Raw genomic sequence first — 19,359 nt, forward strand, 5'->3', positions numbered from 1 at the left:
CGGCACGGGGAGGGGCATCATGCGACGTCGGCGTTTCTTCGCACTCGGGCTCGGCCTGGCCGCCTGTGCCGCCGGTTGCGCGACCTCGGGCGGCGGCGCGAACGTCCTCGGCCCCTTCGGCGTCGTCCCCGGCGGCGAGCGATGGGCCTCGGTCGCCCAGGCGCTCTACCGCACCCTGCGCAGGACCGGCTACCCCGCCACCGGCGCCGGCGCGGCGACCAACGTCACCGTGACCGGCCTGCCCGCCCTGGCCGCCGCCGAGATGAACGACCAGCGTCCCATGCACGTGGCCACCACGCCGCTGGCCAGGCTCACCGGCAACGTCGAGGTGCTGGTCGTGCCGGCCAACTCGCGGCTGAAGGACTTCGACGCCTTCGCCGCCCACCTGCTGGCCCAGCCGGAGCGCACCTACCTGGCCGGCGGGCCGCTGGGCGAGCCCGACCACCTGCTGTTCGGGCTGATCGCGCAGGGGCTCGGCGTGGACGTCAGGAAGATCGACTACACCGGCTACCCGGGCGCCCAGGAGGTGGCGGCGGCCATGCAGGGCGGCAAGGTCGCCGCGGCCACCGGGCGGCTGCGCGACTGGCGGGCCAGGCTCGAGTCCGGCAGGATCCGGCCGCTGGCCGTCTCCTCCGCCGCCCGGGTTCCCGGCGTCGAGGCGCCCACCCTCCTGGAGTGCGGGGTGCGGGTCGACTTCGCCGACTGGTGCGCGGTGGTCGGGCCCGCCGCCATGGACGGTGAACGGCGGGGCGCCGCCGTCCGCATGATGGAGGACGCGACCCGGTCGGCCCCCTGGCACGAGGCCTGCCGCGACGGCGGCTGGGAGGCCATCCCGCTCGCCGGCGACGACTTCGCCACCTGGCTGGCCACCGAGTCCGCCCGCACCCGGAAAGTACTCCGCGAACTGGGCATGCTCGACACGCCGAGCACAACATACCGGGGATAGTTGCGGGATCGGCCACTAGATGTAGGATCCTGCACTGTCGCTGGTTCGCCTCCCAGGAGGCGGAGCAAAAGGGAACCTGGTGCGATTCCAGGGCTGCCCCGCAGCGGTAAGCGGGAACGACCGCCGTCATGAGCACTGGACCTCCGGGTCCGGGAAGCGACGGCCAGTAGGACTCACGCGTTGAGACGCCCGCGAGCCCGAAGACCTGCCAGCGGTTGTCCGTCCATTGGGCCTCGAGGGAGGGCCCGGGGGCTGCGCGGCCGGGGGATCTCCGTACTTTGCCGCGTGCGCTCTCGCGTGCCCTCTCGCAGGGGGATAGCTCGCTCGCGAGGAGTGTTGCACGTGACGCAGATCGTTGAGATGGATCGGCGGCTGGCCATCGAGGAGGCGGCGGCGCGCGTGATCGCCGACCCGGCCAACTCCCGGATCGCCGCGCGGCTGCTGGCCGAGGAGATCGCCGAGGAGGCGGCGGGCCAAGGGGTCCGCTCGTTCGCCGACTCGATCGCCGCCACGCACGCGGCCGGTCTCATCCAGGACGCCCTCGCCGACTTTGTCCAGAAAAATCGTGAAAAGCTGGATGATCTCATCGACGCCGAGGCCGACGAGCGCTTCGAGTACTTCGGCCTGCGCACGGTCTACGACCGCTACCTGCTGCGCCACCCCGAGACCCGCAAGGTGCTGGAGCGCCCGCAGCACTTCATGCTCCGCGTCGCCTGCGGCCTGTCCGAGACGGCCGAGGAGGCCGCCGAGCTCTACGCGCTGATGTCCACCTTGTCCTACCTGCCCTCCTCGCCCACGTTGTTCAACTCGGGCGCGCGCCGCCCGCAGCTCTCCTCCTGCTTCCTGCTGGACTCGCCGCGTGACGAGCTCGAGTCGATCTACGACCGCTACGGCCAGGTGGCCCGCCTGTCCAAGTACGCCGGCGGCATCGGCATCTCCTGGACCCGGGTCCGCTCGCGCGGATCGCTCATCAAGGGCACCAACGGGCACTCCAACGGCATCGTGCCGTGGCTGCGCACGCTGGACTCCTCCGTGGCCGCCGTCAACCAGGGCGGCCGGCGCAAGGGCGCGGCCTGCGTCTACCTGGAGACCTGGCACGCCGACATCGAGGAGTTCCTGGAGCTTCGCGACAACACCGGCGAGGACGCCCGCCGTACCCACAACCTGAACCTGGCCAACTGGGTGCCGGACGAGTTCATGCGCCGCGTGGAGTCCGACGGCGTGTGGTCGCTGTTCGACCCGAAGACCGTCCCGCATCTCACCGACCTGTACGGCGACGCCTTCGACACCGCCTACCGCGCCGCCGAGGCGCAGGGCCTGTACACGCGCCGGCTCCCCGCCCGCACCCTCTACGGCCGGATGATGCGCACGCTGGCCCAGACCGGAAACGGCTGGATGACCTTCAAGGACGCCGCCAACCGCGTCTCCAACCAGACGGCCAGGCCGGAGAACGTCATCCACCTGTCGAACCTGTGCACCGAGATCCTGGAGGTGACCAGCGACGGGGAGACCGCGGTCTGCAACCTCGGCTCGGTCAACCTGGCCGCCCACCTCACCCCCGCCGGGCTGGACTGGGAGCGGCTGGCCGGCACCGTGCGCACCGCCGTACGCTTCCTCGATCGCACCATCGACCTGGGCTTCTACCCGACTCCCGAGGCCGAGAGGGCGAACCTGCGCTGGCGGCCGATCGGGCTCGGCGTCATGGGGCTGGCCGACGTGTTCTTCGCGCTGCGGCTGCCGTTCGACTCGCCCGAGGCGCTGGCGCTGTCGACCCGGATCGCCGAGGAGATCGCCCTCGCCGCCTACGCCACCTCCGCCGACCTGGCCGCCGAGCGCGGGCGGCACCCGTCCTACGACGACACCCGCGCCGCCCAGGGCGTGCTGCACCCCGACCACTACGGCGTCGGCTCCTCCGCGCGGTGGGACGCGCTGCGCGCCAGGATCGCCGAGACCGGGCTGCGGAACTCGCTCATGATCGCCATCGCGCCGACGGCGACGATCGCCTCGATCGCCGGGTGCTACGAGTGCATCGAGCCGCAGGTGTCCAACGTGTTCAAGCGTGAGACGCTGTCGGGCGAGTTCTTGCAGGTCAACCGCTACCTGGTGCGTGACCTTCAGGAGCGCGGGCTGTGGACGCAGGACATGCGCGACGCCATCAAGCGGGCTGACGGCTCCGTCCAGGACATCCCCGGCATTCCCGACGAGCTGAAGGTGCTCTACCGGACCGCCTGGGAGCTGCCGCAGAAGGCGCTGGTCGACCTGGCGGCGGCGCGCACGCCGTACATCGACCAGTCGCAGTCGCTGAACCTGTTCATGGCCACGCCGACCATCGGCAAGCTCTCCTCGATGTACGCCTACGCCTGGAAGCAGGGCATCAAGACCACCTACTACCTGCGCTCGCGTCCGGCCACCCGGATCGCGCAGACCACCGTCCAGAACACCCCCGTCCAGGAAGCCGTCGCGTGCTCCCTGGAGAACCCCGAGTACTGCGAGGCGTGCCAGTGACTGAGCGAAGCGAAGGAACCATTAGACACAGCATGAAAAGCATTGCTGGACCGACGAAGGAGGGCCAGTAATGTTGCTTGATCCCGGAATGGACCTGACGCTCCGACCGATGCGCTACCCCGAGTTCTACGAGCGCTACCGGGCGGCCATCCGCAACACGTGGACGGTCGAGGAGGTGGACCTGCACTCCGACCTGGCCGACCTGGCCAAGATGTCGCCGCAGGAACGCCACCTGATCAACCGCCTGGTCGCGTTCTTCGCCACCGGCGACTCCATCGTGGCCAACAACCTGGTCCTCAACCTGTACCAGCACGTCAACGCCCCCGAGGCGCGCCTCTACCTGTCGAGGCAGCTCTTCGAGGAGGCGGTGCACGTGCAGTTCTACCTGACGCTGCTCGACACCTATCTGCCCGACCAGGACGAGCGGGTCAAGGCGTTCGCCGCGGTGGACAACATCCCCTCCATCCGCGACAAGGCCGAGTTCTGCTTCCGCTGGATCGACTCGCTGTCGGACCTGCAGCGGCTGGAGACGCGCGAGGACCGGCGGACCTTCCTGCTCAACCTCATCTGCTTCGCCGCCTGCATCGAGGGATTGTTCTTCTACGGCGCCTTCGCCTACGTGTACTGGTTCCGCTCCCGCGGCCTGCTCGGCGGCCTGGCCACCGGCACCAACTGGGTCTTCCGCGACGAGTCGATGCACATGGAGTTCGCCTTCAGCGTCGTGGACACCGTACGCGCCGAGGAGCCGGACCTGTTCGACGACAAGCTGGGCGAGCAGGTCACCCGGATGATCGAGGAGGCGGTCGCGGCGGAACTGGCCTTCGCCCGCGACCTGTGCGGCGACGGCGTCGGCGGCATGAACGTCGAGCACATGCGCGAGTACCTGGAGTACGTGGCCGACCAGCGCCTGACCAGGCTCGGCCTGAACAAGAGGTACGGCACCGCCAACCCCTTCGCGTTCATGGAGCTTCAGGACGTCCAGGAACTGGCCAACTTCTTCGAGCGCAGGGTGTCGGCCTACCAGGTCGCGGTCGAGGGCAACGTGTCCTTCGACGAGTCCTTCTGAGATCTCCGGCACCATAGGGGGGAGTGTGATTTTTCGCGACAGGTGAGGAGTGACTGTGTCGACCTGGGCGATCCTGGCCCTCTCGGTGGCAGGGGCGGTCATCGTCGTGGAGGTGGCCCGCCGGCTGCTGTCACGGGCGGGCGCCAAGTGGAGCCTGGCCAGACATCTGGTCGAGCACTGCACGTGGGCGGGCTTCGCCACGGCCGTGGTCATCGCGGCGAACGTGGCCTTCGTCCCGGCCATGTTCGGCGCGACGCCCAGGGAGCAGACGATGGGCGAGGGCGTCGACCGGGTGCTCGGGCTGATCACGATCGCCTGCGTCACCTGGCTGATCGTCGGCGCCGCCTACGCCGTCACGGACGTCATCCTCGACCGCCTGGTGCTGGTCGAGGGCGAGCACAACCGCCGCGCCCGGCGGATCATGACGCAGATCGCGCTGGTCCGCCGGGTCGCCACCGCCGTCATCGTGGTGGTCGCGCTCGGCGCGATGCTCTTCTCCTTCCCGCAGGTACGCGCGCTCGGCGCCGGTCTGCTCGCCTCGGCGGGCATCGCCGGCGCCATCGTCGGCATCGCCGCCCAGTCCACGATCGGCAACATGCTGGCCGGGCTCCAACTGGCCTTCAGCGACGCGCTGCGCCTGGACGACGTGGTCGTGGTCAACAACGAGTGGGGCCGCATCGAGGAGCTCACGCTCACCTACGTCGTCCTGCGGCTGTGGGACGAGCGGCGGCTGGTGCTGCCGGTGTCGTACTTCACCCAGAACCCCTTCGAGAACTGGACCCGGCACGGCAGCCGCGTGCTGGCGGTGGTGTACCTGCGGGTGGACTGGGCGGTGCCGGTCGACGCCCTGCGCGAGGAGCTCTACCGCTTCATCCAGGAGAACCCGCTCTGGGACCAGAAGGACTGGACGCTCCAGGTCACCGACGTGCTGCCCAACGGGCTGGTGGAGCTGCGCGCGCTGATGAGCGCCGCCGACTCGGCCTCGGCGTGGGACCTCAAGTGCGACGTGCGCGAGCACCTGGTCGAGTACGTCCGCGCGAACCATCCCGAGTCGCTGCCGCGCTTCCGCGTGGACCTGCCGACGGGCGGCAGGGAGACCTCCTGGTCAACCGGGACCTGAGCGCTGTTTCCCGGCTCGGGCCAGACCCCAGACGGTCGCCGCGACGAGCGCCACCGCGCCCGCCCCGACCAGCGCCAGATCCGGCACGCCCGCCGCCCAGGCGCCGATCCGGTCCTCCAGGTCCTCGGGCACCGCTCCGGCGAGGGCGGCCGTGCCGTCGGTCACCAGGAACACCACGCCGAGCGTGACGAAGACCAGCCCGGACAGCGTGGAGGTGGTGTGCAGGCGCACCGGGCCGAGCCGCAGCCCGCCGATCCGGACGGGGCCCAGCTCGACGCCGCGTCCCCGCAGCCACCGGCGCCGCCCCAGGTCGTAGCGCTCCCACAGCAGCGCGAGCAGCAGCAGCGGCGCGGCCATCCCCGCCGCGTACACGGCCAGCAGCACCGCGCCCCGCACCGCGTCACCCGAGGCCGCGGCCACGGTGAGCACCGCGCCCAGGATCGGGCCCGCGCAGAACCCGGCCAGCCCGGAGACCGCGCCAAGCCCCAGCACCGTCCAGGCCGAGTCGCCGCGCAGCCGGGCGCGCAGCCGCTCCACCGGCCCGAGCGTCCAGCCCTGCCCGGCGATCTGCAGCACGCCGAACGCCACCAGCGCCCACCCGGCCACCGTGACCAGCAGCTCGCGATGACCGTAGAACACCCGGCTGACCAGGGCGGAACCCATGCCCAGCGGCACCAGCACCGCGCACAGCCCGGCGTAGAACAACGCCGTCCTGCCCGCCAGAGCCCGGCCGCTCGGGAAGGCGTAGGCGAAGAACGCCGGAAGGAGCATCGCGCCGCACGGGCTGACCAGCGAGAACAGGCCGCCGAGGAACGCGGCGGCGTAGCCGATCTCGGTCAACTCGCCCGCCTGGCCTTCTCGATCGCCTTCTCGAAGGCGGCCACCGGCTGGGCGCCGAACAGCAGCTCGCCGTTGATGAGGAAGGCGGGGGTGCCGGGCAGGCCGAGCTGGAGCGCGAACTCCAGGTCGGCCTGTACGGCCTGCCGTACCGACGGGTCCTTGCGGTCGCGCTCGAAGCGCGCGACGTCGAGCCCGGCGCGCCCGGCGGCCTCGCGCAGCCCGGCGTCGCTCAGCGCCACCTCGCCCGAGTAGAGCACGTCGTGGAACGGCCAGAAGCGGCCCTGGCGGGCGGCGGCCCGGCCGGCGTGCGCGGCACGGGTGGAGTCGCGGCCCCGGATGGGGTAGTCGCGCCAGAATACGCGGGCGAGGCCGGTGTCCACGTACTTGGTCTTGAGCTGCGGGGCGATCTCCTGGGTGTAGCGGCGGCAGCTCGGGCACTTGAAGTCGCCGAACTCCTCGATCGCCACGAGCGCGCCCGGCCGTCCCAGCGACAGGCCCGCCTCGACGGCCGGCGCGGTCGGGCCGACCCAGGTGGGCACGCCGCTGGGAGTCGAGCTGGTGGTAGAGCTGGGCGAGGGCGCGGGCGTGGTGGGCTCCGCGGGGTTCGCGCCCGTCTCCGGGTCGCGGCGCAGAGCGGCCACTCCCAGAACGGTCAGCGCCGCCGCCCCCGCGAGCGCGCCTGCCAGCACCCGCCGCCGTGATCGCTCCCGGGGCAGGTCATCAGTCATCCCCTCCATCTTGACATCCGGCGGGCGCGCCGGTGACGGGACCTCGACGGCAACAGGGGTTGCCAGATCCGGGACAATGATTCCATGGAACACGTCATCGACCAGGTGGGGCCCCGGCTGAAGCGGCTGCGGACCGGGCGCGGGGTCACGCTCGCCGCGCTGGCCGAGGCCACGGGGATCTCCAAGAGCACGCTGTCGCGGCTGGAGTCCGGCCAGCGCCGGCCCAGCCTGGAGCTGCTGCTGCCGATCGCCCAGGCTCACCAGGTCCCGCTGGACGAGCTCGTCGGCGCGCCCGAGGTGGGCGACCCCCGGGTCAGGGTGGTGGCGCGCAACGTCAACGGGCGCACCGTGCTGCCGCTGACCCGCCAGCCAGGCGGGCTGCAGGCGTACAAGATGGTGATCCCGGCCGACCAGTGCGTGCCGGAACCGCGTACGCACGAGGGCTACGAGTGGATGTACGTGCTGTCGGGACGGCTGCGCCTCGTGCTGGCCGACCACGACCTCGTGCTCGGCTCGGGGGAGGCGGCCGAGTTCGACACCCGGCTGCCGCACTGGTTCGGCAGCGCGGGCGACGGGCCGGTGGAGATCCTCAGCCTGTTCGGCCGCCAGGGGGAGCGCATGCACGTACGCGCCAAGCCCGCAGAGGTCACACCTGAACGATCCGCACCCCGGACTCCGCGAAGCGGGCGGTGAGGTCGGCGGGCGCGGTGGAGTCGGTCACCAGGACGTCGATCTGCGAGAGCGGGCAGATGCGGGCGAAGGCCCGCTTGCCCAGCTTCGACCCGTCCGCGACGATGATCACCTGGCGGGCCTTGGCGGCCATGAGCTGGTTGATCGCGGCCTCGCCCTCGTTGTGCGCGCTGGCGCCGTGGTCCACGTCGAGGGCGTCGACGCCGAGCACCGCCACGTCCAGCGCGACGCGTTCCAGCATGCCGGTGGCCACCGGCCCCACCAGCTCGTAGGACTGGGCGCGGGCCGAGCCGCCGGTCGTGACCACGTGCAGATGGGGGCGTACGACGAGTTCGTGGGCGATGTTCAGCGCGTTGGTCACCACGGTCAGCGCCGGACCGCGCTGGTCGCCGCCCAGGTCGCGGGTGGCCAGGGCGCGGGCCACCTCGGTCGTCGTGGTGCCGCCGTTGAGCCCGACGGTCGAGCCTTCGGGCACCAGGGCGGCCGCGGCCGCGCCGATGCGCTGCTTCTCCGGCGCGTGCTGGGCGACCTTGTAGCGCAGCGGCAGGTCGTAGGAGACGCTGTGCGCGATCGCGCCGCCGCGGGTCCTGGTGAGGAGCTGCTGCGCGGCCAGCTCGTCGAAGTCGCGCCTGATCGTCGCGGTGGAGACGTCCAGCTTCGCGGCGGTCTCGACCACGTCGAGCTGCCCGGACTCGGCGACCATCTCCAGCAGGACGTTCCAGCGCTCGTACCGGTTCACCCGGCCAATCATGCAGTTAATGCGCGATATGTGCAAAGATATGCCGAAATGCTGAGCATCTCCTCTGTCCGGCTTCCGGTCTCGCCGCTCGGTCCGGAGAATCCGCTGCCGCCACTCCACACGCTGCCCGACCCGCGCGGCGGCCTCGAGACGACCGCGGCCGACGCCGAGATGGCCGCTCAGCTCGCCTACGGACATGCCGGGTCGCTGCTGCCGTACACCTTCCAGGACGGCTACGGGCGCGAGCGGGCCGAGCGGGAGCTGAAGACCGCGGTGCTCGACAACGGCGTGCTGCGCGCGGAGTTCCTGCTGGAGTACGGCGGGCGGCTGCGCTCCCTGATCCACCAGCCGACCGGCCGCGAGCTGCTGCACCGGCCGCCGCACCTGCAACTGGCCAACCTCGGCCTGCGCAACGCCTGGTTCGCCGGGGGAGTGGAGTGGAACCTCGGCACGTTCGGCCACACCGCGCTGGCCTGCGCGCCCCTGCACGCGGCCCGCGTGACCAGGCCCGACGGCGTGCCGGTGCTGCGCATGTACGAGTGGGAGCGGCTGCGGCGCCTGGTCTACCAGATCGACGCGTGCCTGCCGCCCGGCTCGCCGGTGCTCTTCGTGCACGTGCGCGTGCACAACCCGTTCCCCGTGGACGCGCCGGTCTACTGGTGGTCGAACGCCGCCGTCCCGCAGACCCCCGGCACACGCGTGCTCGCCCCGGCCGGCCAGGCGTACCACTTCTCCTACGACGGCCGGCTGCGCCGCGTGCCGGTGCCCGCCTGGCAGGGCTCCGACCAGTCCTACCCCGGCCGCAACGAGCAGGCCGCCGACTTCTTCTACGAGCTGCCCGACGGCGAGCGGCGCTGGATCGCCGCCGTCGACGAGTCCGGCGCGGGGCTCGCGCAGGTCTCCACCGACCTGCTGCGCGGGCGCAAGCACTTCCGCTGGGGCGTCAGCCCCGCCGGGCGCAACTGGCAGGACTGGCTGTCCGGCCCCGACCGCCCCTACCTGGAGATCCAGGCGGGCCTGGCGCGCACGCAGCTCGAACACGTCCGCCTCGGGCCCCGCTCGGCCTTCTCCTGGACGGAGGCCTACGGGCCGGCCCAGGTCGAGGACGCGCACGGGGAGTGGGCGGGCGCCGCCGTCCGCGCGGGCGAGGCGGTCGAGCGGCTGATCCCCCGCGACCGGCTGGCGGCCGAGCACGACCAGGCGGTACGGCTGGCGGCAGCCGTACCGGAGGAGACGCTGCACGTCGGCAGCGGATGGGGCGCGCTCGAACGCCGGGCACTCGCCAAGCGGCGCAGCAGGGCGCTGAACCTGCCCGCGACGCCGTTCGCCGACGCCACGATCGGCCGCGACCAGCAGTCGTGGCTCTCGCTCGTGCGCAAGGGGTCCATCCCGACCCCGGCGCCCGCGCTGCCGCCCTCCTCCTACACCGTCGGGCCCGAGTGGCGCTCGCTGCTGGAGGCGGCGGAGCCGACCTGGTTCACCCGCTTCCACCTGGGCGTGAACCTCTACCACGACGGCGACCACGACGGCGCGCGCCGGGCGTGGGAGGAGTCGCTGGCGTGCGCGTCCAACGCGTGGGCGCTGCGCAACCTGGCCGTGCTGGAGCCGGAGCCGGGCGCGGCGGCCGCGCTCTACCTGAAGGCGCACGCGCTCTCGCCCCGGCTGCGCCCGCTGACCATCGAGACGCTCTCCGCGCTGCTGGCCGCCGGCCGGTACGCCGACGCGCTAGCGCTGATCGACAGGCTGGGCCCGGCCGACCGCTGGCACGGGCGCATCCGGCTGCTGGAGTGCCGGGCGGCGCTGGACGGCGGCGACCGGGCGCGGGCCCGGCGCATCCTCGACACCGGCCTGGTCGTCGACGACCTGCGCGAAGGCGAGGACTCGCTAGACGCGCTGTGGTGGGACTACCACGGGCAGCCGCACACGCACGCCTCGCGCCTGCCGTGCCGCTACGACTACAGCGTCAAGCAGTACTGATCGCCGCTCCCCGCTGAAGGGCTTGCAGCACCCTCAGTGCATCTTTTCTCGCACTCCATGCACGAGTGTGCATCTTTGTGCGCAAAAATCGTCGCTTAGTGCATGATGTGATCAAAGCGTTGCATGCACTGCCTTGTTTGGGCTTTTGAGCCGGTTCTAGGGTGCCGCCACAGGTAATCGCGAAAGGTGAACCGATATGCGCGCACCCAAGGTCCTGGCGGCCGGTGTCGTGGCCGCCCTGGCGCTCACCGCCTGCGGCGGCGGCGACCAGGGCTCCACGGAGGAGAAGGGCGGCCAGTTCACCTACTGGTCGATGTGGAAGGAGAACGAGCCGCAGGCCAAGGTCATCAAGGCCGCGATCGACCGGTTCCAGGCGGAGACCGGCACCAAGGTCACGGTCGAGTGGCAGGGCCGCGACATCCGCACCAAGATCGGCCCGGCCATCGCCGCGAACAAGGCGCCCGACCTGGTCGAGAACGGCTTCGACGTGATCAGCTCGCTGCTCGCCTCGACCGGCCAGGCCAGGGACCTCACCCCCGTCTACGACAGCGAGGTGCCCGGCGAGGGCAAGAAGGTCTCCGACGTCATCCCCGCCAAGTACCTGGACGCGATGCCGAAGGACCCCGAGGGCGTCACCCGCTGGATCGTCCCCTACGTGCTCAACTCGGCGATGTTCTACTACAACAAGGCCGACGCCGACCTGGCCCAGCCCCCCGCCACCTGGGACGACTTCGTCAAGCTCTGCGAGACGCTGAAGAAGAAGGACAAGGCGTGCGTCGCCTCCGACGGCGACAACACCTGGACCAACTTCCTGTTCATGGACTACCTGCTGGTCCGCGACAACGGACCCGGCACCATGGGCAAGATCGTCAACGACCGGTCCGGCGCCGCCTGGGACCAGCCGGGCGTGCTGGAGACGGCCAGGCGGATCGAGGCGTTCGTCAAGGCCGGCCACATCCTCAAGGGCTACGACGCCAGCAAGTACCCCGCCCAGCAGACCAACTGGGCCACCGGCAAGGCCGCCTTCCACCTCGACGGCACCTGGGTGCCGAGCGAGGCGCAGAAGAACCTGGCCGAGGGTTTCAAGGTCGGCGAGTTCGCCGTGCCCGCCACTGTGTCCACCCCTGCCGGGGGTGGCAACACCGAACTCGACATCATCCCGCTCGGCTTCGCCATCCCCAAGCGGGCCAAGAACCCCGAGCCCGCCCAGAAGTTCATCGCCTACTTCCTGAAGAAGGACAACATCTCCGGCATCTCGACCGAGGCGAAGAACATCACCCCGCGCGCCGACGTGCCCGCACCCGAGGAACTGCTCGACGCGCAGAAGCTCCTCAACGACAGCCCGAGCCGCCTGCCCATCGACGGCGTCTCCGGCGACTACCTCGACAAGGCGCTCTTCCCCGCCTTCAGCGAGCTGTGGCTGGGCAAGGCCACGGCCGAGCAGTTCATCGCCAAGGCCAAGGAAGGCCACGTCGCCTACTGGAAGGCCAACGGCTAGTGGCGGCCACCACGACGGCCGCACCCCCGCGGGCCCGCGCGGCCCGCGGGGGCCCGCTGGAACGGCAGGCCGGCCGCCTGTTCTGGCCGTTCGTCGGCCCGGCGCTGGCCTTCTACGCCCTGCTGTTCCTGGCCCCGATCGCCTACGCCGCCTGGACGAGCCTGTACAAGTGGGACGGCATGGGCGCCATGCGGTGGCGGGGCCTCGGCAACTACCAGACGCTGCTGGACGACCAGGCCTTCCACCACTCGGTGCTCAACACCGTGAAGATCCTCGTCGTGGGCGGCGTCGCCACGTTCGCGATCAGCTTCCTGCTCACGCTGGCCCTGCGCGAGATGGCGGGCAAGATGTTCGCCCGCTCGGTGCTCTTCTTCCCCTGCCTGGTCAACGCGCTGGTCTTCGGGATCGCTGCCGGGTTCCTGTTCGGCCCGTCCGGGCCGGTCAACAAGATGCTCAACCTGCTGGGCATCGACGCGGTGCCCAAGTGGCTGTCGATCGACAACCTGCCCGCGATGATCATCGCGACCATCGTGTGGACCGCCACCGGCTACTACACCACGATCATCATGGCCGCCGTCGACCAGATCCCCACCTACCTCTACGAGGCGGCCGAGCTCGAAGGCGCCAACGCCTGGCAGCGCTTCCGCAACATCACGCTGCCGCTGTCGTGGGAGGTCGTCAGCGTCTGCGCGGTGCTGTGGACGGTCAGCTCGGTGAAGGTCTTCGAGATCGTGCTGCTGTTCGGCGGCGGCGCCACCGTCAGCAGCGCGCCCATCCAGACCTGGACCACCGCCATGTACGTCTACTACTCCGCCTTCCCGCAGAGCTCGGTGCCCAAGCTGGGCCTGGCCGCCGCGGCGGCGATCGTCAGCCTCGCCATGGTCGGCCTGTTCGTGCTCATCCTGCGGCGGATGATGCGCAGGGAGCGGGTGGCGCTGTGAGGCGCGTCGGACACGCGGTCGTCTGGCTTCTGGTCGCCGCCGACCTCGCGCTGCTGGCCTGGATCTTCGTCACCTCGCTGCGCGACACCCGGTCGATCTTCGAGGAGCCGTTCGGGCTGCCGATCCCGCCACAGGCGGGCAACTGGGCCAAGGCCTGGGCCGAGGGCGGCTTCAGCACCGCGGCGATCAACAGCGTCGCGGTCGCCGCCGTCTCCTCGCTGGTCGCCGTCGCGCTGGCCGCGCCCGCCGCGTACGCGCTCGCGCGCCGCCGTACCCGGACCTCGAACGCGCTGACCATGACCTTCGCGCTCGGCCTCGGCGTGCCAGGACAGGTGCTGCTGGTGCCGTTGTTCGTCGGGCTGGCCGCGGTCGAGCTGACCGACAGCTTCCTCGGGCTGACCGTCGTCTACATCGGCCTGGCCATGCCGTTCACCGTCTATCTGCTGACCGGCTTCTTCGCCGGGGTGCCCGAGGTGCTGGAGGAGGCGGCGGCCATCGACGGCGCCTCCGGGCTGCGTGCCTTCGTCAGGGTCGTGCTGCCGGTGGCGCGGGGCGGGCTGATCACGGCGTTCCTGCTGCAGTTCATCGGGGCGTGGAACGAGACCCTGTTCGCGATCGCGCTCATGACCAGCGACGACAAGATCACGCTGCCGGTGGCGCTGGTCAACTTCGTCGGCCTCCAGCAGTACGCCGGGCGCGACTGGGGGACCATGTTCGCCGGCATCTGCATCATCCTCGCCCCCATGGTCGCGCTGTTCTCGTGGCTGGGCACCCGCATCATCCAGGGCATGACCGTTGGCATCGGGAAATAAGGAGATTTTTCGGGTGAAAGCGCTATTCATCGGGTTCGTGCTGACCAGCCTGACGGCCACCCCGGCCCTGGCCGCCACCCCAGGCTCGGCCGCCGCTCCCGCTTCGGCCGAGCCCGGTTTCGGCGGGCACGGCCGGGCCGTTCATGTCGACTGCCAGTCGCGCAAGGCGCCCAAGGGCACCGTCGGCCATCCGCTCACCACCCTCGACCAGGTCAACGCCCTGGCCCTGCGCCCCGGTGACCGCGTGCTGTTCAAGCGCGGCTCCGCCTGCACCGGCACCCTCGCCCCCCAGGGCTCCGGACGGGCGGGCGCGCCGATCAGGATCGACGCCTACGGCAGCGGCGCCAAGCCCCGCATCCAGGCCGGCGGCGCCGACGACGCGGTCAAGCTGCACAACCAGCAGCACTGGGAGATCGCCAACCTCGACGTCGCCAACACCGGCGCCGCCGCGGGCAAGCGCCGCGGCGTGCGCGTCAGCGCCCGCGACGCCGGCACCCTGCGCCACATCGTGCTGCGCGGCCTCGACGTGCACGACGTCAACGGCGACGACACCAAGGACGAGTACGGCTCGGCCGGCATCACCATGTGGGTCGAGGGCAACACCACGCCCACCCTCTTCGACGACGTCCTGATCACCGGCAACACGGTCACGAGCGTGGACCGCTCCGGCATCTTCCTCTTCTCCACCTGGAACAACTCCGGCTGGGGCAAGGAGCCGGCCAGGCGCCACGTGCCGTGGACCGGCGTGAAGGTCGAGCGCAACACCGTGACCGACGTCGGCGGCGACGGCATCGTGCTGGGCAGCGTCACCGGCGCGCTGGCCGAGCACAACCGCGTCCACGGCTTCCAGCGCCGCTCCCAGGGCTACAGCGCCGGGCTCTGGACGCACAACTCCGACGCCGTCGTCATCCAGTTCAACGAGGTCAGCGGCGGCGAGACCACCCGCGACGGGATGAGCTTCGACGTGGACGAGAACGGCTTCGGCACGATCTTCCAGTACAACCGCAGCCACGACAACGCGGGCGGCTTCCTGCTGCTGTGCAACGCCGCCGGGAAGATCAAGGACGCGGTCGTCCGCTACAACCTCAGCGTCGACGACCACTTCCGCGGCGTCGAGAACTGCAGCGGCGGGGTCGAGAGCGCCGCGATCTACAACAACACGTTCGTGATCGGCGACGGCGTCACCCAGACCGTCATCAACGAGAACAACGCCAACCCGCGCAACGTGCTGTTCGCCAACAACATCGTCGTGACCCGGGGCTCCGGCAAGGCCACGTTCAACCTGCGCTCCGGCGGATACAAGCTGGAGAACAACCTGCTGAACGGCGTGGCCGTACCGGACGGCGCGAGCGGCACCGTCACCGGCGACCCGCTCCTGACCGCGGAGGGCAGGCTCCAGCAGGGCTCGCCCGCGCTGCGGAAGGGCAGGGAGATCGCCGGCAACGGCGGCCGCGACCACTTCGGCAACCCGGTCACCTGCCTGCCCGACATCGGCATGCACCAGCTCACCACCTGCGACTGACGTTTCTCCCAATCTCCACCCACTCGGGGACCACCACATGACCAGTACCCTGCGCGGCGGCACGCTGCGCCTGCCCGCGACCGATCCGCCTGCGGCCGGCCCGCTGCCGATCCTGCACGGAACCCAGGTCAGGCCCGGCATCACCGGTGCCGACGCCGAGATGACCGCGCAGATCGGGTACGGCCAGCCGTACTCGCTGCTGCCCTACACCCCGCAGGACGGCTACACGCGCGCGCGCCGCGAGCGCGAACTGCCCGTGGTGGTCCTCGAGAACTCCCAGCTCACCGCCACCTTCCTGCCCGGGTACGGCGGGCGGCTGTGGTCGCTGGTCCACCGCGGGAGCGGCAGGGAACTGCTGCACCGCAACCCCATCCTCCAGCCGGCGAACCTGGCGCTGCGCGACGCCTGGCTGGCCGGCGGCGTCGAGTGGAACCTGGGCGCCACCGGCCACTGGCCGCTGACCTGCTCGCCGCTGCACGCCGTCCGCCTGACCAGGGCGGACGGGACGCCGATGCTGCGGCTGTACGAGTTCGAGCGGATGCGCCGGCTGCTGCTGCAGATCGACGCGTGGCTGCCCGAGGACTCGCCGGTGCTGTTCGTCCGGGTCACCATCCGCAACCCGGCGCCCGCCGAGGCGCCGGTCTACTGGTGGTCCAACATCGCCGTGCCCGAGGGCCCGGGGGTGCGGGTCGTGGCGCCCGCGGACCGGGCCCACCACTTCGACTACACCGCGGAACTGCGCGTGGTCGGCTTCCCCGTGCTGGACGGCGTCGACCGCAGCTACACCGACGAGGTGCCGCGCTCGGCCGACTACTTCTTCGAGATCCCCCGAGGGGAGCGGCGCTGGATCGCCGCCCTTGACGCCGAGGGGCGCGGCCTGGTCCAGACCTCGACGGACCTGCTGCGCGGGCGCAAGCTGTTCCACTGGGGCACCGGTCCCGGCGGGCGGCGCTGGCAGGAGTGGCTGAGCGGGCCCGGCTCACGCTACCTGGAGATCCAGGCGGGGCTGGCGCGCACGCAGTTGGAGCACGTGCCGATGCCGGGCAGCACGACGTGGTCGTGGGTGGAGGCGTACGGGCTCCTGGAGGCCGACCCCGGCCGGGTCCACGGCTCGTGGGACGAGGCGCGGGCGGAGGTGTCCCGGGCGCTGGACCTGCTCGTCCCGCGCGAGGCACTGGAACGACAGGACAACGACGTCTCCGGGCAGCCGGTACGGCTGGCGCACGGGTCCGGGTGGGCCGCGCTGGAGGCCGCCGCCGGGGCGCTGCCCGAGCTGGACGGCCTGCCGTACGGGGAGATGGGGGAGGAGCAGGCTCCTTGGGCGGAGTTGCTGGCGAGCGGCAGGCTGCCGGTCAGCGACCCGCCCGCCGCGCCGGTGACCGGGCCGAGGTGGCGCGCGCTGCTGGAGGCCCACCCGGCCGACTGGCACGCCCGCTACCACCTGGGCCTGGCCCGCTACGCCGACGGCGACACCGAGGGCGCCCGCGCGGCCTGGGCGGAGTCGCTGTCACTGCGCCGCACCCCATGGACCCTGCGCTGCCTGGCGGAAAGCCTGCGCCTCAGAACGGCCGCCGCGCGCCTGGCCGCGGAGATAACGGCCGCAGGGAGCGGATCTGCGGAGACGGCCGCCGCGCCCGGCTCGGAGGCCGGTGGCGCGCCCTCTGACGTGGCCGAGCTGCTGGTCGAGGCGCACGCGCTGGCCCCGCACGTGCCGGAACTGGCCGTCGAGGCCCTGCACGCGCTGCTGGCCGCCGGCCGCCCCGCCGAGGCGCTCGCCCTTGTCGACGGTCTCGGCGCCGGGCAGCGTTCCCGGGGCAGGATCCAGTTGATCGAGACGCAGGCCGCCCTGGACGCCGGTGACCTGGAGCGCGCCGGGCGCGTTCTCACCACCGGCATAGAAGTGGACAACCTTCGCGAAGGTGAGATATCCCTGGACGCCGTCTGGTTCGCCTACCAGGAGCGTCGCCTGGCCGGAGACGGCCCGGTCACGCCCGAACTCTCCGAACGGGCACGCAGGGAGCACCCGCTGCCCAGCCGCTACGACTTCAGGATGCAGGTGTCCGAATGAGATGGGGTATCGCCGCCACCGGCGGAATCGCGCGGACCGTCGGCGAGGTCATCGCCGCCGAGCCGGGCATGCGCGTGTCCGCCGTGGGCTCGCGGTCGAAGGAACGCGCCGCCGTCCTGGCCCAGGAGCTGGACGCGGAGCTGGCCTTCGGCTCGTACGCGGAGCTGTGCGCCGCCGACGAGGTGGACGCGGTCTTCGTGGCCACCCCGCACGCCCAGCACCTGGAGGTCGCCGAGGCGGCCATCGCCCACGGCAAGGCGGTGCTGTGCGAGAAGCCGCTCACCGCCCGCCTGGACGAGGCCGAGCGCATGGTCGCGCTGGCCCGCGAGGCCGGGGTGTTCCTGATGGAAGCCATGTGGATGCGGTTCAACCCGCTCATCCAGCGGATCGCCGCCGACGAGCGCTTCGGCGAGATCCGCGCGGTCCACGCGGCGTTCGGCTTCCGCCAGCCGTACGACCCGGCGCACCGGCTCTGGGACCCGGCCCTGGGCGGCGGCGCCCTGCTCGACCTGGGCGTCTACCCGTTCGCGCTGGCCCAGTTGTTGCTCGGCACGCCGCGGGAGATGCACCTGACCGGCTCGCTCGGCCCCTCGGGCGTGGACGCGGAGGCGGGCGTGCTGCTGGCCTACGAGGGCGGCAGGCGCGCCCTGCTGGACACCTCCCTGCTCAGCCCGCACGCCAACACCGCCACGGTGATCGGCACCGAGATGCGCGCCGACATCCCCGCCGCGTTCTGGGCGCCCCGCAGGATCGTGCTGACCAGGCCGGGCGCCGAGCCGGAGGAGCACGTGCTCGACCCCGAGGAGAACGGCTACCGCGGCGAGGTCCGCGAGGTCGCCAGGGCCGTGGCCGAGGGCCGCACCGAGAGCGCGGTCATGCCGCTGGACGACAGCCTCGCGGTCATGCGTCAACTGGAGGAGGCCCGGCGCCGCCTCGGCGCCCGATGATCCCCTCGGCCGCCCGCCGCAGCCTCGGCAGGAACGCGCGCACCGCCGCCGCGCGTTCCTCCAGCGCGCCGATCCGCAGGTCGGCCAGCATCTCGTGGAAGCCGGGCGAGTCGCCACCGAGGATGAGCAGGCTGCGCGCGTAGGTGACGGCGATCCAGAACATCGCCTCGCGGTGCAGCCCGCGCTCGATCAGCTCCCGGCTGCCGTCCACGGCGATGTGCCTGGCCTGCGGGGAGATGTCCGAGGCGAACGGGTACGGTGCGTTCTCCACCAGGGCCGCCTGGTCGAACACCCTGGTCATCGCCGCCAGATGCCGTTCGACCCGGCCGGGGCCCATGCGTTCGCTGCCCAGCAGCTCCAGCAGGCCCTCGTAGAGGGCGGCCCTGCCGTACGGCATCAGCATCATGCGCACCGCCGGATAGCGCAGCCGCACCGTCGGGTTGCGCAGCCCCGCCGTGAGCAGCACGTGCGTGGTGACGCCCGCCGCGAACAACACCCGCATCACCCTCGCCGGGTATGGCTGCGCCTCGTCCATGGCCGCCAGCCCCTTGAGGATGCCGCTCTCGGCGTGCTCGCAGCGTTCGCGCACCCAGTGCGGCTCGGCCCAGGCGGGCCCCACGGCGCGCTGGAGCTCGCGCAGCCGCCCGCTGGGGTCGGCCAGCACGTTGTCGTCCTTGAACGCCCCGGCCAGGTGGTAGTCGCCGAGGATCGCCGCGGCCGAGGGGATCCGCTCCCAGGTCAGGTAGGTGGCCTCCAGCAGGGCGCCCTCGAAGCGGAACTTGCCGAGCTTGCGCCGCCGCTCGCCGGTGACGACGAAGACGTCCACGTCCGAGGCGGGCGGCAGGGTCTCGTCCGGGGCCAGCCAGGCCGCCGATCCGCTGAGGAACGCTCCCTCGCACTCGATCCCCGCCACCCAGCGCGCCGCGGCCTGGCGCGCTTCTTGCACGTTCACGCGTGTTT

Annotated in this window: 16 protein-coding genes and 1 riboswitch; of the genes, 12 read left to right on the top strand and 4 right to left on the bottom strand. The window is 71.6% G+C overall.

The genetic code is table 11. The annotated features are described in order from the left end of the window. Window positions 1-19: 19 nt before the first annotated feature. The 4 genes from ACIBEJ_RS14030 (at window position 20) to ACIBEJ_RS14045 (ending at window position 5,637) form a co-directional block, all read left to right on the top strand. Window positions 20-946 carry a Bug family tripartite tricarboxylate transporter substrate binding protein gene (locus tag ACIBEJ_RS14030; protein WP_397183064.1) on the top strand — a complete coding sequence of 309 codons (927 nt, stop codon included), beginning with the start codon at window positions 20-22 and terminating at the stop codon, window positions 944-946. A gap of 24 nt (window positions 947-970) precedes the next feature. Next, a riboswitch (cobalamin riboswitch) is annotated at window positions 971-1,174 on the top strand. Between the two features lie 114 nt (window positions 1,175-1,288). After that, window positions 1,289-3,451: a ribonucleoside-diphosphate reductase subunit alpha gene (locus ACIBEJ_RS14035; protein WP_397183066.1), complete on the top strand. Its 2,163-nt coding sequence runs from the start codon at window positions 1,289-1,291 to the stop codon at window positions 3,449-3,451. A gap of 109 nt (window positions 3,452-3,560) precedes the next feature. Further along, on the top strand, window positions 3,561-4,517 hold the full coding sequence (locus ACIBEJ_RS14040) for a ribonucleotide-diphosphate reductase subunit beta (protein ID WP_397183067.1): 957 nt from the start codon (window positions 3,561-3,563) through the stop codon (window positions 4,515-4,517). A gap of 55 nt (window positions 4,518-4,572) precedes the next feature. Continuing rightward, window positions 4,573-5,637: a mechanosensitive ion channel family protein gene (locus tag ACIBEJ_RS14045; protein WP_397183068.1), complete on the top strand. Its 1,065-nt coding sequence runs from the start codon at window positions 4,573-4,575 to the stop codon at window positions 5,635-5,637. Here ACIBEJ_RS14045 and ACIBEJ_RS14050 read toward each other — a convergent pair. Then, window positions 5,623-6,477 (bottom strand): cytochrome c biogenesis CcdA family protein, encoded by an 855-nt coding sequence (locus tag ACIBEJ_RS14050; RefSeq protein ID WP_397183069.1) that lies wholly within the window; start codon window positions 6,475-6,477, stop codon window positions 5,623-5,625. The two genes, ACIBEJ_RS14045 and ACIBEJ_RS14050, sit on opposite strands and share 15 nt — an antisense overlap. Next, a complete protein-coding gene (locus ACIBEJ_RS14055) occupies window positions 6,474-7,205 on the bottom strand; it encodes a DsbA family protein (RefSeq protein WP_397183070.1) in 732 nt (243 codons plus the stop codon). The genes ACIBEJ_RS14050 and ACIBEJ_RS14055 overlap by 4 nt, the downstream gene beginning before the upstream one ends. An 84-nt stretch (window positions 7,206-7,289) precedes the next feature. Here ACIBEJ_RS14055 and ACIBEJ_RS14060 point away from each other — a divergent pair, with 84 nt between their 5' ends. Next, on the top strand, window positions 7,290-7,898 hold the full coding sequence (locus ACIBEJ_RS14060) for a helix-turn-helix domain-containing protein (protein WP_397183071.1): 609 nt from the start codon (window positions 7,290-7,292) through the stop codon (window positions 7,896-7,898). Here ACIBEJ_RS14060 and ACIBEJ_RS14065 read toward each other — a convergent pair. Next, window positions 7,852-8,634, bottom strand: a complete 783-nt coding sequence (locus ACIBEJ_RS14065) for a DeoR/GlpR family DNA-binding transcription regulator (protein WP_397183072.1) — start codon at window positions 8,632-8,634, stop codon at window positions 7,852-7,854. The two genes, ACIBEJ_RS14060 and ACIBEJ_RS14065, sit on opposite strands and share 47 nt — an antisense overlap. A 48-nt stretch (window positions 8,635-8,682) precedes the next feature. On the opposite strand from ACIBEJ_RS14065, the gene ACIBEJ_RS14070 reads away from it, so the two are divergent. The 7 genes from ACIBEJ_RS14070 (at window position 8,683) to ACIBEJ_RS14100 (ending at window position 18,399) form a co-directional block, all read left to right on the top strand. After that, window positions 8,683-10,611, top strand: a complete 1,929-nt coding sequence (locus tag ACIBEJ_RS14070) for a DUF5107 domain-containing protein (RefSeq protein WP_397183073.1) — start codon at window positions 8,683-8,685, stop codon at window positions 10,609-10,611. Window positions 10,612-10,807: 196 nt separating this feature from the next. Then, window positions 10,808-12,109, top strand: coding sequence for an extracellular solute-binding protein (locus ACIBEJ_RS14075; RefSeq protein WP_397183074.1), 1,302 nt, complete (start codon window positions 10,808-10,810; stop codon window positions 12,107-12,109). Then, window positions 12,109-13,050 carry a carbohydrate ABC transporter permease gene (locus ACIBEJ_RS14080; RefSeq protein WP_397183075.1) on the top strand — a complete coding sequence of 314 codons (942 nt, stop codon included), beginning with the start codon at window positions 12,109-12,111 and terminating at the stop codon, window positions 13,048-13,050. Before ACIBEJ_RS14075 ends, ACIBEJ_RS14080 begins: the two co-directional genes overlap by 1 nt. Beyond that, the gene (locus ACIBEJ_RS14085; RefSeq protein WP_397183076.1) at window positions 13,047-13,862 is read left to right on the top strand and encodes a carbohydrate ABC transporter permease; all 816 of its coding nucleotides are present in this window, start codon (window positions 13,047-13,049) and stop codon (window positions 13,860-13,862) included. The genes ACIBEJ_RS14080 and ACIBEJ_RS14085 overlap by 4 nt, the downstream gene beginning before the upstream one ends. Window positions 13,863-13,875: 13 nt before the next feature. Then, complete coding sequence (locus ACIBEJ_RS14090) at window positions 13,876-15,384, top strand: right-handed parallel beta-helix repeat-containing protein (RefSeq protein WP_397183077.1); 1,509 nt, start codon at window positions 13,876-13,878, stop codon at window positions 15,382-15,384. A 37-nt stretch (window positions 15,385-15,421) separates the two neighbouring features. Further along, the gene (locus ACIBEJ_RS14095) at window positions 15,422-17,452 is read left to right on the top strand and encodes a DUF5107 domain-containing protein (RefSeq protein ID WP_397183078.1); all 2,031 of its coding nucleotides are present in this window, start codon (window positions 15,422-15,424) and stop codon (window positions 17,450-17,452) included. Beyond that, complete coding sequence (locus tag ACIBEJ_RS14100; protein WP_397183079.1) at window positions 17,449-18,399, top strand: Gfo/Idh/MocA family protein; 951 nt, start codon at window positions 17,449-17,451, stop codon at window positions 18,397-18,399. The genes ACIBEJ_RS14095 and ACIBEJ_RS14100 overlap by 4 nt, the downstream gene beginning before the upstream one ends. On the opposite strand, the gene ACIBEJ_RS14105 is transcribed toward ACIBEJ_RS14100, so the two are convergent. Beyond that, window positions 18,353-19,351, bottom strand: a complete 999-nt coding sequence (locus ACIBEJ_RS14105) for a hypothetical protein (protein ID WP_397183080.1) — start codon at window positions 19,349-19,351, stop codon at window positions 18,353-18,355. The genes ACIBEJ_RS14100 and ACIBEJ_RS14105 overlap by 47 nt on opposite strands. Between the last annotated feature and the right edge of the window lie 8 nt (window positions 19,352-19,359).

It is taken from the genome of Nonomuraea sp. NPDC050790, from assembly GCF_044456745.1.
Lineage (GTDB): Bacteria > Actinomycetota > Actinomycetes > Streptosporangiales > Streptosporangiaceae > Nonomuraea.